Source organism: Aromatoleum buckelii, from assembly GCF_012910785.2.
GTDB classification, from domain to species: domain Bacteria; phylum Pseudomonadota; class Gammaproteobacteria; order Burkholderiales; family Rhodocyclaceae; genus Aromatoleum; species Aromatoleum buckelii.
On the sequence record NZ_WTVH02000008.1, the window covers coordinates 873,820 to 889,899 of the forward strand.

General features: G+C 61.8%; 9 protein-coding genes, 2 tRNA genes and 3 rRNA genes. 13 read left to right on the forward strand and 1 reads right to left on the reverse strand.

Annotated elements, in window-relative coordinates; all coding sequences use genetic code 11:
- Positions 1–190: 190 nt before the first annotated feature.
- From hrpA to GO608_RS06100, 13 genes are all read left to right on the forward strand, one after another.
- Positions 191–4,249, forward strand: a complete 4,059-nt coding sequence (hrpA, locus tag GO608_RS06040) for an ATP-dependent RNA helicase HrpA (protein ID WP_169199765.1) — start codon at positions 191–193, stop codon at positions 4,247–4,249.
- A 126-nt stretch (positions 4,250–4,375) separates the two neighbouring features.
- The gene (rpsF, locus tag GO608_RS06045; RefSeq protein WP_011238126.1) at positions 4,376–4,762 is read left to right on the forward strand and encodes a 30S ribosomal protein S6; all 387 of its coding nucleotides are present in this window, start codon (positions 4,376–4,378) and stop codon (positions 4,760–4,762) included.
- A gap of 1 nt (position 4,763) precedes the next feature.
- Positions 4,764–5,120, forward strand: a complete 357-nt coding sequence (priB, locus tag GO608_RS06050; RefSeq protein ID WP_169199726.1) for a primosomal replication protein N — start codon at positions 4,764–4,766, stop codon at positions 5,118–5,120.
- Positions 5,080–5,355, forward strand: a complete 276-nt coding sequence (rpsR, locus tag GO608_RS06055) for a 30S ribosomal protein S18 (RefSeq protein ID WP_053421062.1) — start codon at positions 5,080–5,082, stop codon at positions 5,353–5,355. The genes priB and rpsR overlap by 41 nt, the downstream gene beginning before the upstream one ends.
- A gap of 15 nt (positions 5,356–5,370) precedes the next feature.
- On the forward strand, positions 5,371–5,823 hold the full coding sequence (rplI, locus tag GO608_RS06060; RefSeq protein WP_169199725.1) for a 50S ribosomal protein L9: 453 nt from the start codon (positions 5,371–5,373) through the stop codon (positions 5,821–5,823).
- Between the two features lie 128 nt (positions 5,824–5,951).
- On the forward strand, positions 5,952–7,352 hold the full coding sequence (gene dnaB, locus GO608_RS06065; protein WP_169199724.1) for a replicative DNA helicase: 1,401 nt from the start codon (positions 5,952–5,954) through the stop codon (positions 7,350–7,352).
- Between the two features lie 350 nt (positions 7,353–7,702).
- A 16S ribosomal RNA gene (locus tag GO608_RS06070) occupies positions 7,703–9,240 on the forward strand.
- Positions 9,241–9,315: 75 nt separating this feature from the next.
- Positions 9,316–9,392 (forward strand) — tRNA-Ile (locus tag GO608_RS06075).
- A 12-nt stretch (positions 9,393–9,404) separates the two neighbouring features.
- Positions 9,405–9,480: transfer RNA gene (locus tag GO608_RS06080), tRNA-Ala, on the forward strand.
- A gap of 282 nt (positions 9,481–9,762) precedes the next feature.
- A 23S ribosomal RNA gene (locus GO608_RS06085) occupies positions 9,763–12,647 on the forward strand.
- 91 nt (positions 12,648–12,738) lie between these two features.
- A 5S ribosomal RNA gene (gene rrf / locus GO608_RS06090) occupies positions 12,739–12,852 on the forward strand.
- Together the 16S, 23S and 5S rRNA genes with 2 tRNA genes alongside form the textbook arrangement of a ribosomal RNA operon.
- 212 nt (positions 12,853–13,064) lie before the next feature.
- The gene (locus GO608_RS06095) at positions 13,065–14,228 is read left to right on the forward strand and encodes a UbiH/UbiF family hydroxylase (protein ID WP_169200623.1); all 1,164 of its coding nucleotides are present in this window, start codon (positions 13,065–13,067) and stop codon (positions 14,226–14,228) included.
- 15 nt (positions 14,229–14,243) lie between these two features.
- On the forward strand, positions 14,244–14,969 hold the full coding sequence (locus GO608_RS06100; RefSeq protein WP_169200621.1) for a DsbC family protein: 726 nt from the start codon (positions 14,244–14,246) through the stop codon (positions 14,967–14,969).
- Between the two features lie 53 nt (positions 14,970–15,022).
- Here the strand turns inward: GO608_RS06100 and mltA are convergent.
- Positions 15,023–16,080 (reverse strand): murein transglycosylase A (mltA, locus tag GO608_RS06105; protein ID WP_425532290.1); only part of this gene is annotated, 1,058 nt, incomplete at its 5' end.

A 16,080-nucleotide genomic window follows, 5' to 3' on the forward strand; every position in this document is an offset into this window, starting at 1 on the left:
GCGCTCCGGTGGCCCTGCCGCGTTCTGGCATAATCCCGCCTCGCCACCGGAAAACCCGGCTTCGCCGCCTTGTCCGGAACGATTTTCCTTTTCCGGCGTCGGACGCGCTTCTTCTCCGACGACACCGATATTGAAAACCATAGACACGCTTTCCGCCCGTGCCGGCGAACGGCAATCCTTTGCCGACTGCCTGAGCGCCGATCGCCCGCGCCTGCAGCGCCTCGCCCGCGACCTCGGACGAGCACAGGGCGCCCGGCGGGAGCGCGCGCAGGCTGATCTCGAGGCGTTGCTGACGCGCTCGCGCGCAACTTTCGCCGAACGACAGGCGGCGCTGCCGCACCCCGACTTTCCGCCGGAGCTGCCGGTCACGCAGAAGCGCGGCGAGATCGCTGCGGCCATCGCCGCGCATCAGGTCGTCATCGTCAGTGGCGAAACCGGTTCGGGCAAGACGACCCAGCTGCCGAAAATCTGTCTCGCGCTGGGGCGCGGTGCGGCGGGGCTCATCGGTCACACGCAGCCACGGCGCCTCGCCGCGCGCGCGACCGCGGCGCGCATCGCCCAAGAGCTGAAATCCGAACTCGGCCAGGCGGTCGGCTACAAGATCCGTTTCACCGACCGCATTGGCGCGACGACTCACGTCAAACTGATGACCGACGGCATCCTGCTCGCCGAGACTCAGGGCGACCCGCTGCTGGCCGCGTACGACACGCTGATCATCGACGAGGCGCACGAACGCAGCCTCAACATCGACTTCCTGCTCGGTTACCTGAAGACGCTGCTGCCGCGCCGTCCCGACCTGAAAGTGATCGTGACGTCGGCGACGCTCGATGCGGAGCGCTTCGCGCGCCATTTCGGTGTTGCGGGAAAGCCGGTGCCGGTGATCGAGGTGTCGGGGCGCCTCTATCCGATCGAGATGTGTTATCGGCCGGTCGAGGACGACGAGCCATCGAGCGAAGAACGCCGCGGTGGGGGGCGGAAAGAGAAGGGACGCGACCTGTACGACGCGATCGTCGACGCGGTCGACGAGGCGCACCGCAGCGGCCCTGGCGACACGCTGGTGTTCCTGCCGGGCGAGCGCGAAATCCGCGAGGCCGCCGAGGCGTTGCGCAAGGCGCATCACGCCGGCAGCACCGAGATCCTGCCGCTCTTCGCGCGCCAGTCGGCGCAGGAGCAGGCGCGCGTGTTCTCCCCGGGCCGGGGGCGGCGCGTCGTGCTCGCGACGAACGTCGCCGAGACGTCGCTGACCGTTCCGGGCATCCGCTACGTCGTCGACACCGGTCTGGCGCGGGTCAAGCGCTACTCGCATCGCAACAAGGTCGAGCAGCTGCAGATCGAGAAGATCGCCCAGTCGGCGGCGAAGCAGCGCGCCGGGCGCTGCGGCCGCGTCATGGACGGGGTCTGCTTCCGGCTGTACGACGAGGCGGATTTCGACAAGCGCGCGGCGCACACCGACCCGGAGATCCTGCGCTCGTCGCTCGCCGGCGTGATCCTGCGCATGAAGTCGCTGCGCCTCGGCGAGGTCGAGGACTTCCCGTTCCTCGACGCTCCGCTGCCGCGCATGATCGCCGACGGCTACCAGCTGCTCACCGAGCTCGGAGCACTCGACGAAGAGGGCGACGCGCGGCAGCTCACATCGATCGGCCGCGAGCTCGCGAAGCTGCCGCTCGACCCGAAGATCAGCCGCATGATCCTCGCCGCGCGCGATCGCGGATGCTTGGCCGAAGTGCTCGTGATCGCCGCCGCGCTGTCGGTGCAGGATCCGCGCGAGCGTGCGCCGGAGAGTCCGGGTGCGGCCGACCAGGCGCATGCGAAGTTCCGCGGCGGCGAACAGGACCAGCGCTCGGAATTCCTGTGGTACTGGAACCTGTGGAAAGCCTGGGACGAAGTGCTGCGGCACGAATCCGGATCCAAGCAGAAAGCGTGGGCGAAGCGCCATCACCTGTCCTACATGCGGCTGCGCGAATGGCGCGACGTGCATAGCCAGCTGCTGACGCTGTGCGCCGAGCACGGCTGGAAGGAAAGCCAGCAGCCGGCGCAGTACGAACCGCTTCACAAGGCGCTGCTGACCGGCCTGCTCGGGCACGTCGGCAGCAAGATCGAGGACGCGAGCGGCCCGCAGGCGGGCAGCTATCTCGGCGCGCGCGGCATCCGTTTCTGGCCGCATCCCGGGTCGGCGCTGGCGAAGAAGGCCGGCAAGTGGATCGTCTGTGCCGAGCTCGTCGAGACCTCGAGGCTCTTCGGCCGTTGCCTCGCGAAGATCGAGCCGGAATGGCTCGAAGAAGTGGGCGCTCATCTCGTCAAGCGCCAGGTTTTCGAACCGCACTGGTCGAAGGCGTCGGGAGCGGTGCGCGCGTGGGAGCGCGGCACGCTGCACGGGCTCGTGCTCTACCCGCGGCGCGGAGTCGGCTACCGCGACATCGACCCCGAGCTGTGCCGCGAACTCTTCATCCGCGAAGGTCTCTTGCAGGGCGAAATCGCCGAAGGGCAGGCGCGCGGCATGGCTTTCCTGCAGCACAACCGGCGGCTCGTCGCCGAGATCGAACGGCTCGAACACAAGTCGCGGCGGCCGGACGTGCTCGTCGACGAAGAGCTGATCTTTGCCTTCTACGATGCAAAACTGGCGCCCGACGTCCTGGATGTCGCGAGCTTCGAGCGCTGGCGCAAGGCAGCCGAGCAAGCGGATCCGAAGCTGCTGTACGTGACGCGCGACCAGCTGATGCGCCACGACGCCGAAGGCATCACGACCGACCGCTTCCCGTCGACCTTGGACGTGCTCGGCCAGAAGCTGAAGCTGACCTATCTTCACCAGCCCGGCGAGCCCGACGACGGCGTGACGCTGACGGTGCCGCTCGCGATGCTGAACCAGGTGCCGGCGAATCGCTGCGAGTGGCTCGTGCCCGGCCTGCTCGGAGAAAAGGTGGCCGCGCTGCTGCGCACCGTGCCGCAGCGGCATCGGCACCGGCTGCAGCCCATTGCCGACAGCGCCGCGGCGTTCGTCGAGCAGTTCGAGACGGGCGAGTTCAATGTCGACGAAGGGTTGTTGCGCGCGCTGCAGCGCTTCGTCGAGGAGCGCGTGTCGCTGAAGCTGCCGATGGAGTCGTTCCGCGCGGAAAACCTCAATCCGCATTTCTTCATGAACTTCCGCGTCGTCGACGAGCATGGCCGCGTGCTCGGCCAGTCGCGCAACCTCGCGGAATTGCGCACGAGGCTGCGCGACCAGGTCGCCGAGCGCTTCCGCGCGGCGCGCATCGCGTTGCCGGAAAACGAAGCGGCGAAGCAGTCCGACGCTTTGCCTCGTGGGGCAACGCCTTCCCCGAGCCGCGTCGCGCGTGCAAAAACCGACGGCGGGGCGGGGCAGGCGGAGCGCCAGCCACCGTCATCTCCCGCCTCCCCGGCTATGGGAGGCTTCACGGCCTGGACTTTCGGCCCGCTGCCCGAACTGCTCGAAGTGAAAGTCGCCGGACGTGAGGTCATCGGCTACCCGGCGCTGCACGATGACGGCGACAGCGTTTCGCTGCGCCCTTACGACACGCCCGAGGAAGCGGCGAAAATCCATCGCAAGGGGCTCGCGCGGCTCTTCACGCTCGTGCTGAAGGACCAAGTCAGGGCGATCGAAAAGCTACCCGGCCTGCGCGACCTGGCGCTCGCGTTCATCCCGTTCGGCACCGAAGCCGAACTCAAGGCGCAACTGGTCGCCGCAACCCTCGCGCGCACCTGCCTGCTCGATCCGCTGCCGAGCGATGCCGCAAGCTTCGAGCGGCGCTGCGTAGAGGCCAAGCCTCGCGTCACGCTCGTCGCGCAGGAATTCATGCGCCTCACCGCCGCGTTGATCGCCGAACATGCGGCACTGCAGAAACGGCTCATCGGGCTGCGCGCGTTCCCCGAGGTCGCCGCCGATATCCAGTCGCAGGTCCGCGAACTGCTGCCGAAGAACTTTCTGCTCGCATTCCCGTGGAGTCGTCTGGCGGAATTTTCCCGCTACCTGAAAGCGGCCGGCGTGCGGCTCGACAAGCTGCGCAACGATCCGGCGCGCGACGCCCGGCTCGCCGCCGACTGGCGTTCGCTCGTGCAGCCGTTCGAGCGCGAGCTGCTCGCGAAACGCAAGGCGGGCGTCACCGATCCGGCGCTCGAGGAATTCCGCTGGCTGCTCGAAGAGTTGCGCGTCGGGCTGTTCGCCCAGGAACTGAAGACGCCGATGCCGATGTCGGTCAAGCGGCTGCAGAAGATCTGGGACGCGCGACCGCGTTGAGGACGGGGCGAGCTCGGAGCGTGTTGCCTTTTGATTCCCTGCGCCTTTCCTGCTATCCTGCCGGGCTTTCCCTTGCTCCACCGGTCCGCATGCCGGGGAGCTGACATCAAACCGCAAGGAGTCTGCATGCGACATTATGAAGTTGTATTCATCGTCCACCCGGACCAGTCGGAACAGGTCCCGGCGATGATCGAGCGCTACAAGGCGATCGTCACCGCGCGCAATGGCCAGATCCATCGCCTCGAAGACTGGGGCCGCCGCCAGATGGCCTACCCGATCCAGAAGGTGCACAAGGCCCATTACGTGCTCATGAACATCGAGTGCGACGGCGAAGCCCTCGGCGAACTCGAGCATGCGTTCAAGTTCAACGACGCCGTGCTGCGTCACCTGGTCGTCAAGACGAAGGCCGCCGTGACCACGCCGTCGCCGATGATGAAGGAAGAGAAGTCGCGTTCGCTGACCGCCGCACCGGCCACCGACGAAGCGAAGCCGGCCGAGGCGGAATCCGCCTGAGGTGGCTGAGCCCGGGGCGAACGAACTGCGCCTCGATGCACGGATAGCCGAGCTGCTGCCGCTGCGTCGAACCCCGGCAGGAGTGCCGATCGCCGCTTGCGGCCTCGCGCACGAATCGAAACAGGACGAGGGCGGCATCGCCCGCGACGTTTCGGTGGAACTGCAGGCGGTCGCGGTCGGCGAGTTGGCCAGCGTGCTGGCCGGCGCTTCTCCCGGCATGAGGATACGGGCCACCGGTTTTCTCGCGGCGAAGAGTCTTCGCAGCCGGACGCCGGTGCTGCACCTGAGCAAGATCGAATTTCTGGAAGGAAACGAAAATGGCTTTCAAGCCCAAGTCGAAGTTCAAGAAAAAGGATGATCGCGGCAACCGCGGTCTGTTCAAGCGTCGCAAGTTCTGCCGCTTCACCGCGGAGAAGATCGAGGAAGTCGACTACAAGGATGTCGATATCCTGAAGGACTTCGTCACCGAAAACAGCAAGATCATGCCGGCCCGCATCACCGGCACGAAGGCCGGCTACCAGCGTCAGCTGTCGACCGCGATCAAGCGCGCACGCTTCCTCGCGCTGCTGCCCTACACCGATCTGCACAAGTAAGAGGAGAGATCGGACATGCAAATCATTCTGCTCGAAAAAGTTGCCAACCTAGGCGTGCTCGGCGACGTCGTCAAGGTCAAGGACGGCTACGCGCGCAACTACCTGATCCCGCAAGGCAAGGCCAAGCGCGCGACCCAATCCAACATGGCCCAGTTCGAGGCCCTGCGTGCCGAACTCGAGCGCGCTCACGCCGAGAAGCTCGCAGAGGCCCAGGCGATCGCCACCAAGCTCGAAGGCCTGATGGTGCAGATCACCCGCAAGGCCGGCATGGACGGACGCCTGTTCGGTTCGGTCAGCAACATCGACATCGTCGACGCGCTTGAAACGCAGGGCTTCAAGATCGAGCGCAGCGCCGTGCGCATGCCGGAAGGTCCGATCAAGCAGGTCGGTGATTCCCAGATCGATGTCGCACTGCACTCTGATATCGTTGTGCCGATCACCGTTTCGGTGCTGGGCGAACAGCAGTAAGCTGCGCCAGGAAGTCTGATCCTGAAGGGGCTGCTTCGGCAGCCCCTTTGCTTTTTTCAGCGTCGTCTTTTCAGCCCCGTTCCCGCTTCGCTAGAATTTTTCCCCTTTTCGCAAGGACCCGTGCCCCGATGGCCACTTCAAAGCGACGCTTTTCCGATAGCTCGAGCGATCCGCAGATTTCCGCAATCAAGCTCCCGCCGCATTCGCTCGAGGCCGAACAGTCGCTGATCGGCGGCATTCTGCTCGATAACGCCGCATGGGAGCGAATTGCGGATCTCGTCAATGAGGTGGATTTCTACCGGGACGATCATCGCCGCATCTACCGGCACATCTCCAGATTGATCGATCTGGGGAAACCCGCGGACGTCGTGACGGTCTTCGAGTCGCTCGAAAAGAACGGCGAGACCGAGCAGGCGGGCGGACTCGCATACTTGGCAGAAGTCGCGAACAACACCCCGTCTGCGGCAAATATCCGCCGCTACGCGGAAATCGTTCGCGAGCGGGCGATCCTGCGCAAGATGGTCGCCGTGGGTGATGAGATTGCCGCCAGCGCATTGAGCGCGTCCGGCAAGGACGCGAAGACGCTGCTCGACGAGGCCGAGGCCAAGGTTTTCGAGATCGCCGAGGCCGGCGCGCGACACGCAAGCGGTTTCGTGTCGATCCAGCCGATCCTGAAGCAGGTCGTTGACCGCGTCCAGGAATTGTACGACCGCGACAACCCGCTCGAGGTGACCGGAGTGCCTACCGGCCTCATCGACCTCGACGAGAAGACTTCGGGTCTGCAGCCGTCGGACATGATCATCGTGGCGGGCCGACCCGCGATGGGCAAGACAACTTTCGCGCTGAACGTCGCCGAGCATGTCGCTGTCGATTGTCGTCTGCCGGTAGCGATTTTCTCGATGGAAATGCCCGGTACGCAGCTCGCCACACGTTTCATCTCGTCGGTGGGGCGAATCGACCAGCAGAAGATCCGTACCGGTCGTCTCGGCGACGAGGATTGGCAGCGACTCACGGCGGCGATGGGCAAGCTCTACGACGCCCCGTTGTTCATCGATGAGACGCCGGGCCTCAACCCGATCGATCTTCGCGCGCGGGCGCGTCGCCTGTCGCGCCAGTGCGGCAAGCTCGGCCTGATCGTCATCGACTACATCCAGCTGATGACCGGCACGAAGGACACCGACAATCGCGCCTCCGAGCTCTCCGAAATTTCGCGTTCGATAAAGTCGCTGGCGAAGGAACTGCACGTGCCGATCATCGCGCTGTCGCAACTAAACCGCAGCCTGGAGCAGCGCCCGAACAAGCGCCCGGTGATGTCCGACCTGCGTGAATCGGGCGCTATCGAGCAAGATGCCGACATCATTATGTTCATCTATCGCGACGAGGTCTACAACCCGGACTCCCCGGACAAGGGCTCGGCCGAGCTGATCATCGGCAAGCATCGCAACGGGCCGACCGGCACGGTGCGCATGACGTTCATCGGCGAGTGCACGCGCTTCGAGAATTACGCGGGAGGCATGGCTGGGTATTGATCGGCTGTTTTCGATTCGCTTCCGGGAGGGGGTTGACTGTCTATCGGAAGTGTCTATAATTCGCCCTCTTCGCGGCACCGAGCGGTTTTGGCAGTACGGTGCGAGGCGCGGTGGCGATGGAGAGAGCTTCCCCGGTGGTCAGGAAAAGGTCCGGTGGGGGTTGACGGCAGCGGCGAAGTCGATCAGAATCTCTTTCTCGCTGCAACGGCAGCAGTTCTTTAAAAAGTTGAACAACCGATAAGTGTGGGTACTGGGTTGCTGCGGTGGTCGAACTGCCTTCGGGTGGATTCGGCAATTGCAAAGATTGAGTGCTCGCAAGTCAGAGATGATTTTGAGTACTTTGTTGGATTGAACTTAAGAGTTTGATCCTGGCTCAGATTGAACGCTGGCGGCATGCTTTACACATGCAAGTCGAACGGCAGCGGGGGCTTCGGCCTGCCGGCGAGTGGCGAACGGGTGAGTAATGCATCGGAACGTACCCAGTCGTGGGGGATAACTACGCGAAAGCGTAGCTAATACCGCATACGCCCTGAGGGGGAAAGCGGGGGACCTTCGGGCCTCGCGCGATTGGAGCGGCTGATGTCGGATTAGCTAGTTGGTGGGGTAAAGGCCTACCAAGGCGACGATCCGTAGCTGGTCTGAGAGGATGATCAGCCACACTGGGACTGAGACACGGCCCAGACTCCTACGGGAGGCAGCAGTGGGGAATTTTGGACAATGGGCGCAAGCCTGATCCAGCCATGCCGCGTGAGTGAAGAAGGCCTTCGGGTTGTAAAGCTCTTTCAGACGGAAAGAAATCGGGCGGGTGAATATCCCGCCTGGATGACGGTACTGTCAGAAGAAGCACCGGCTAACTACGTGCCAGCAGCCGCGGTAATACGTAGGGTGCGAGCGTTAATCGGAATTACTGGGCGTAAAGCGTGCGCAGGCGGTTGTGTAAGACAGGTGTGAAATCCCCGGGCTTAACCTGGGAACTGCGCTTGTGACTGCACGGCTAGAGTACGGCAGAGGGGGGTGGAATTCCACGTGTAGCAGTGAAATGCGTAGATATGTGGAGGAACACCGATGGCGAAGGCAGCCCCCTGGGCCGATACTGACGCTCATGCACGAAAGCGTGGGGAGCAAACAGGATTAGATACCCTGGTAGTCCACGCCCTAAACGATGTCGACTAGTTGTTCGGGAAGGTAACTTCCTGAGTAACGCAGCTAACGCGTGAAGTCGACCGCCTGGGGAGTACGGCCGCAAGGTTAAAACTCAAAGGAATTGACGGGGACCCGCACAAGCGGTGGATGATGTGGATTAATTCGATGCAACGCGAAAAACCTTACCTACCCTTGACATGCCTGGAATCCTGCAGAGATGCGGGAGTGCCTTCGGGAGCCAGGACACAGGTGCTGCATGGCTGTCGTCAGCTCGTGTCGTGAGATGTTGGGTTAAGTCCCGCAACGAGCGCAACCCTTGTCGCTAATTGCCATCATTAGGTTGGGCACTTTAGCGAGACTGCCGGTGACAAACCGGAGGAAGGTGGGGATGACGTCAAGTCCTCATGGCCCTTATGGGTAGGGCTTCACACGTCATACAATGGTCGGTACAGAGGGTTGCCAAGCCGCGAGGTGGAGCCAATCCCACAAAGCCGATCGTAGTCCGGATCGTAGTCTGCAACTCGACTACGTGAAGTCGGAATCGCTAGTAATCGCAGATCAGCATGCTGCGGTGAATACGTTCCCGGGTCTTGTACACACCGCCCGTCACACCATGGGAGTGGGTTTCACCAGAAGTAGGTAGCTTAACCTTTCGGGGAGGGCGCTTACCACGGTGAGATTCATGACTGGGGTGAAGTCGTAACAAGGTAGCCGTATCGGAAGGTGCGGCTGGATCACCTCCTTTCAAGAGATGACGCCGCGGCGGCGCAGTATCCACAACTTATCGGTTGTTCAGGCAACGAGAGCCTCGAAGGCATGAGGGTCTGTAGCTCAGCTGGTTAGAGCACCGTCTTGATAAGGCGGGGGTCGTTGGTTCGAACCCAACCAGACCCACCACACGATCAAGCGGGGGGATTAGCTCAGCTGGGAGAGCACCTGCTTTGCAAGCAGGGGGTCGACGGTTCGATCCCGTCATCCTCCACCAGCGTTCGGGGGTGGGCAGAAGCAGGCGTCGAAGGGCTAAGCGGTGCGGATCGTCGGGTCCGCAGCGCTTAGGCCTTGGCAGGTTTTTGAGGTCGCGTTCTTTAACAAAGTGGAAGAAGTAAAGTGTGCGACAGTGGGCCGCAAGGCGCACTGTTGCATGGGTTGGTGTGATTGCATTTTTGCATTCATCTGCGCTTTGAACCAGCGGCAGGTGAGTGCGCGCACAAGCGTGAGTTCGTCTATGGCGGTGGGTGCCCTGGCAACACAGGGTCCATGGTTATAGGATCAAGCGACTAAGTGCATGTGGTGGATGCCTTGGCGATCACAGGCGATGAAGGACGTGCAAGCCTGCGAAAAGCGGGGGGGAGCTGGCAATGGAGCTTTGATCCCCCGATGTCCGAATGGGGAAACCCACTCCTTTTGGAGTATCCCGCGCTGAATACATAGGCGTGTGGAGGCGAACGCGGCGAACTGAAACATCTAAGTAGCCGCAGGAACAGAAATCAACCGAGATTCCCCAAGTAGTGGCGAGCGAACGGGGAGGAGCCTGCACGACTAAACCATCTACTTAGCAAAACGGTCTGGAAAGTCCGACGATACAGGGTGATAGTCCCGTATGCGAAAAGTAGGTGGCGGGTCTGAGCGTGCGACAAGTAGGGCGGGACACGAGAAATCCTGTCTGAAGATGGGGGGACCATCCTCCAAGGCTAAATACTCGTGATCGACCGATAGTGAACCAGTACCGTGAGGGAAAGGCGAAAAGAACCCCGGGAGGGGAGTGAAATAGATCCTGAAACCGCATGCATACAAACAGTGGGAGCCTCCTTCGTGGGGTGACTGCGTACCTTTTGTATAATGGGTCAGCGACTTACGTTCAGTAGCGAGCTTAACCGAATAGGGGAGGCGTAGGGAAACCGAGTCTGACAAGGGCGATTGAGTTGCTGGGCGTAGACCCGAAACCGGATGATCTATCCATGGCCAGGATGAAGGTGCGGTAACACGCACTGGAGGTCCGAACCCACTAATGTTGAAAAATTAGGGGATGAGCTGTGGATAGGGGTGAAAGGCTAAACAAATCCGGAAATAGCTGGTTCTCCCCGAAAACTATTTAGGTAGTGCGTCGTACGGACACTTGCGGGGGTAGAGCACTGTAATCGTTGGGGGGGTCACTGCGATCTACCCCGCGATAGCAAACTCCGAATACCGCAAAGTGATATACGGCAGACAGTCCTGGGGTGCTAACGTCCTGGGACAAGAGGGAAACAACCCAGACCGCCAGCTAAGGTCCCAAATACATGGCTAAGTGGGAAACGAAGTGGGAAGGCCCAGACAGCTAGGAGGTTGGCTTAGAAGCAGCCATCCTTTAAAGAAAGCGTAATAGCTCACTAGTCGAGTCGTCCTGCGCGGAAGATGTAACGGGGCTCAAGCCATGAACCGAAGCTGCGGATCTCGCAAGAGATGGTAGGGGAGCGTTCCGTAAGCCTGCGAAGGTGTCTCGAGAGGGATGCTGGAGGTATCGGAAGTGCGAATGCTGACATGAGTAGCGATAAAGGGTGTGAAAAGCACCCTCGCCGAAAGCCCAAGGTTTCCTGCGCAACGTTCATCGGCGCAGGGTGAGTCGGCCCCTAAGGCGAGGCAGAAATGCGTAGTCGATGGGAAACGGGTCAATATTCCCGTACCGGTCCTAGATGCGATGGGGGGACGGAGAAGGTTAGGCCAGCCGGGTGTTGGACGTCCCGGTTTAAGCGTGTAGGCGTGCCCCGTAGGCAAATCCGCGGGGCTGAGCTGAGGCGTGATGACGAGGGCTCTTTGAGCCCGAAGTGGTTGATACCATGCTTCCAGGAAAAGCCTCTAAGCTTCAGTCTAGGATCGACCGTACCGCAAACCGACACAGGTGGGCAGGTAGAAAATACCAAGGCGCTTGAGAGAACTCAGGAGAAGGAACTCGGCAAATTGATACCGTAACTTCGGGAGAAGGTATGCCCCGTTAGCTTGTAGGAGTACATCCGAAGGGCGAAGGGGCCGCAGAGAATCGGTGGCTGCGACTGTTTATTAAAAACACAGCACTGTGCAAACACGAAAGTGGACGTATACGGTGTGACGCCTGCCCGGTGCCGGAAGGTTAAGTGATGGGGTGCAAGCTCTTGATCGAAGCCCCGGTAAACGGCGGCCGTAACTATAACGGTCCTAAGGTAGCGAAATTCCTTGTCGGGTAAGTTCCGACCTGCACGAATGGCGTAACGATGGCCACACTGTCTCCTCCTGAGACTCAGCGAAGTTGAAATGTTTGTGAAGATGCAATCTCCCCGCGGCAAGACGGAAAGACCCCATGAACCTTTACTGTAGCTTTGCATTGGACTTTGACGGGACTTGTGTAGGATAGGTGGGAGGCTGTGAAGCGGGAACGCCAGTTTCCGTGGAGCCAACCTTGAAATACCACCCTGGTGTCGTTGAGGTTCTAACCTTGGCCCGTGAATCCGGGTCGGGGACCGTGCATGGCAGGCAGTTTGACTGGGGCGGTCTCCTCCCAAAAGGTAACGGAGGAGTACGAAGGTCGCCTAGACACGGTCGGACATCGTGTTGATAGTGCAATGGCAAAAGGCGGCTTGACTGCGAGACCGACAAGTCGAGCAGGTGCGAAAGCAGGTCATAGTGATCCGGTGGTTCTGTATGGAAGGGCCATCGCTCAACGGATAAAAGGTACTCTGGGGATAACAGGCTGATTCCGCCCAAGAGTTCACATCGACGGCGGAGTTTGGCACCTCGATGTCGGCTCATCACATCCTGGGGCTGTAGCCGGTCCCAAGGGTATGGCTGTTCGCCATTTAAAGTGGTACGTGAGCTGGGTTTAAAACGTCGTGAGACAGTTTGGTCCCTATCTGCCGTGGGCGCTGGAAGTTTGAGAGGACCTGCTCCTAGTACGAGAGGACCGGAGTGGACGCACCCCTGGTGTACCGGTTGTGACGCCAGTCGCATCGCCGGGTAGCTAAGTGCGGAAGAGATAACCGCTGAAAGCATCTAAGCGGGAAACTCGCCTCAAGATGAGACTTCCCCGGGGCCTCGAGCCCCCTGAAGGGTCGTTGAAGACCACAACGTTGATAGGTCGGGTGTGGAAGCGCAGCAATGCGTTGAGCTAACCGATACTAATTGCCCGTGAGGCTTGATCCTATAACCCTGGATCCAACACCGCGACAACTCACCGAAAAACGCATCACACCCCCACACACACTTTGCTTCCCCACTTTGTTACCCTTTACAGTCTGACGACCATAGCCTCCTGGCCCCACCCCTTCCCATCCCGAACAGGACCGTGAAACAGGAGCGCGCCGATGATAGTGCCCACTGCGGGTGCGAAAGTAGGTCATCGTCAGACTACCCCTTGCACCGAAAAGCCGCTTCCCCCTCCACGGGAAAGCGGCTTTTTGCTGCCTATTCGCCGCAGAAAAGAGCTTGCGCCGCGCCGGCGACGCGTCTGCGCCCGCTACCCGGCGAGGACGTCGCGTTGCGCTGCGCGCCCCCCGCCCCCGGCGTGACTTGCCGAGCGCGTTGCGGCAGAATCACGTTCTTTCCGAAAAGCCGGGATTCATGGATTTCGACCTTATCATTGTCGGAGGAGGGCTTGCGGGAGCGAGCCTGGCTGTTGCGCTGCGCGCGAGCCGCTTGCGGATCGCTGTAGTCGAGACGCATCTTCCGGCCGATGTTCCGGGCTGGGATTCGCGGATCTATGCGCTCAGTCCGGAGAACGCGGATTTCCTTCGGGAAATCGGGGCATGGCAGCATCTCGATGCTTCGCGCATCAATCCGGTACATACGATGTCGATTCGAGGCGACGCAGGTGGCAGCCTCGAATTTTCGGCATATGAAAGCGGGCTGCGGGAACTCGCGTGGATCGTCGAATCGGGGCGCCTCCACCGCGAGTTGTGGGAGACGATGCGCCGACAGCACAATGTGACGCTGCTCTGCGGCATCTCGCCAGTCACCCTTTCGCAGGACGCCGCTTCTGTCACCGTCGGACTCTCCGACGGTAGACAGGCCCATGCACGCCTCCTGGTCGGCGCGGACGGAGTCAATTCGTGGGTTCGTCAGCAAGCAGGCATTGCAGCGGCTTTCACGCCGTATGATGAGGTCGGTGTCGTTGCGAATTTCCGTTGCGAGCGCGGACATCGCAACGTTGCGTACCAATGGTTCCGGCCGGATGGAATTCTCGCCTTGCTCCCGTTGCCCGGACAAATGGTGTCGATGGTCTGGTCCGCTCCTGCCCGGTCCGCACAGGAACTGCTCGCGCTCGATGCCGACTCGTTGTGCCGCCGCATGGCCGATGCGACGAGTGGCGAGTTGGGGGGGCTGGAGCTCGAAACTTCCGCTGCCGGATTTCCGCTTCGCCTGATGCGGGTCGATATGACGGTAAAACCGAGGATCGCTGTCATCGGCGACGCCGCACATGCGATTCATCCGCTTTCGGGACACGGCATCAATCTGGGATTCAAGGACGCCCGGCAGCTCGCGAATCTGCTGAACGGGCTGCCGTCGTGGCGGGACCCAGGCGAAATCTCCGTCCTTCGCTCGTACGCACGTCAACGGGCCGAAGAGCCGTTTCTGCTTCAATACACCACTCATGCGTTGAATCGCCTGTTCGGCACAGCGAACCCGGTACTGTCGGTGCTACGCAACGTGGGAATGAACCTCACCGACCGGCTGCCGGTCGTACGACACGCGCTGGTGCGGTATGCCGCCGGCGGACGATTCTGATTTCTGGAGATACCGATGTTTGAACGCGCACTTCGTCCGGTCCTGGTGACCGCTTTTGTTGGCATGGCGTCGCTGGGTCTTGCCCACGCCGACGAAGGGAGCGTGCGCAAGGCCGTGGAGGAATTTGTCGGCTCCCCGGTCGTCGAGTCGGTCGCCAGGATTCCGTACGGCGGGCTCTACGAAGTCGTGCTGAAGAGCGGGGAAATCGTTTACACGGACGAAAAAATGAGCTTCCTGATCGACGGCAGGGTGATCGACACCCGGACGCGACGCGATATCACTCAGGCACGCATGGCGCAGCTTTCGGCGATCGACTTCGGCACCCTTCCGTTGGACCAGGCGATCAAGCAGGTAAGGGGAAACGGCAAGCGGGTCATCGTCTCGTTCGAAGATCCGAATTGTGCGTACTGCAAGCGTCTCGGCAAGGAACTGGCGCAATTGAAGGACGTCACCGTCTATACCTTCCTGTATCCGATCCTGAGTCCGGATTCGACCGAGAAGTCACGCAATATCTGGTGCGCCGAGGACCGGGCGAAGGCGTGGAGCGACTGGATCCTGAATGCGAAAGTGCCGGCGTCGGCGAGTTGCGAAAGTTCGGTTGTCGAGCGCAACGTCACGCTCGGGCAGAAGCTCAAGATCAATGGAACGCCGACGATGTTCCTTGCCGACGGCCGGCGGCTGGGCGGCTATCTCCCGGCGGCAGAGCTGGAGCAGGCGCTGCTGGAAGCAGGGAAGAAGTAGGCGCAGAACGCCCCCACAGGGCGGGCTGGATCTGCGGCCCTGCCGTGCGCGGTTCAGGGCCGGGAGCTTCGGGGGAGCAGCACCCACAATTGTCCTTGCTGGCGCATCCGGCCGGCCTGCACTCCCGCCTCCGGTCCGAATCCCCAGAAAAAATCCGCGCGCACGGCTCCCTTGATCGCTCCGCCAGTGTCCTGGGCCACCATCAGTCGCTGCAGCGGGCGGTTCGATAACGGCCAGGTCGTCGAAAGGTACACCGGCGCGCCGAGCGGGACGGTGCGCGGATCGACGGCAACACTGCGCTCATCGGTCAGCGGAACCCCTAGCGCGCCGATCGGTCCTCCCCCGCGGGCCGGCAGCTCGCGGAAGAAGACGTAGCTCGGGTTGGTGTTCAGCATTTCGGACAGGCGTTGCGGGTTTGCCCGCGCCCAGTTCTTGATGCCTTCCATCGAGGCCTTCTCGATCGGCAACTCACCCTGGGCGACGAGCCAGCGTCCGATCGACTGGTACGGATGACCGTTTTGGTCGGCATAGCCGATGCGCACTTTCGTCCCGTCGGGCAGTTCCACCCGTCCGGATCCTTGTACCTGCAGGAAAAACAGGTCGATCGGATCGGCTGCCCAGAGCAGAGCCGGGGCGGGCGCGCGATCCTGCATGCGCTCGATATCGGCTCGGGTCCAGTACGGGACGACTTTGTTGCCGACAATTCGCCCGCGCAGGCGAAGACTCTTCAGGTCCGGATACAGGTCACCGAAGTCGACCGTCAGCATGTCGGGCGGAACGCCGTGGATCGGCCACGGATAACGTTCGGAACGCGTACGGCTGCCGCGGATCAGGGGTTCGTAATAGCCGGTGATGAGGCCCTCTCTCGTTCCGTCGGGATTGACGATCGCCCATGGCTCGAGGTGGGCTTCGAGGAAGCGGCGAACCAACGCGGCAGCGGGAGCGTCGCCGAGCGCCCGTGCTGCCTCGCACGTCGCCTGCCACCGCGGCTGCCGCGCGATCGCGTTGCACGACTCGCGCAACGCGGGCCACGCACGGGCGTGGTCGTCTTCGCCCCAGCCGGGGAGCTCGCTCCAGTCGATCCGCTGCAGAGGCTCGGCCGGAGCGGGCG

Bases quoted from the DNA above. Each gene is read 5' to 3' on its own strand.
- GO608_RS06095 (WP_169200623.1), top strand. From the start codon at position 13,065: ATGGATTTCGACCTTATCATTGTCGGAGGAGGGCTTGCGGGAGCGAGC.
- rplI (WP_169199725.1), top strand. From the start codon at position 5,371: ATGCAAATCATTCTGCTCGAAAAAGTTGCCAACCTAGGCGTGCTCGGC.
- dnaB (WP_169199724.1), top strand. From the start codon at position 5,952: ATGGCCACTTCAAAGCGACGCTTTTCCGATAGCTCGAGCGATCCGCAG.
- GO608_RS06100 (WP_169200621.1), top strand. From the start codon at position 14,244: ATGTTTGAACGCGCACTTCGTCCGGTCCTGGTGACCGCTTTTGTTGGC.
- rpsF (WP_011238126.1), top strand. From the start codon at position 4,376: ATGCGACATTATGAAGTTGTATTCATCGTCCACCCGGACCAGTCGGAA.
- rpsR (WP_053421062.1), top strand. From the start codon at position 5,080: ATGGCTTTCAAGCCCAAGTCGAAGTTCAAGAAAAAGGATGATCGCGGC.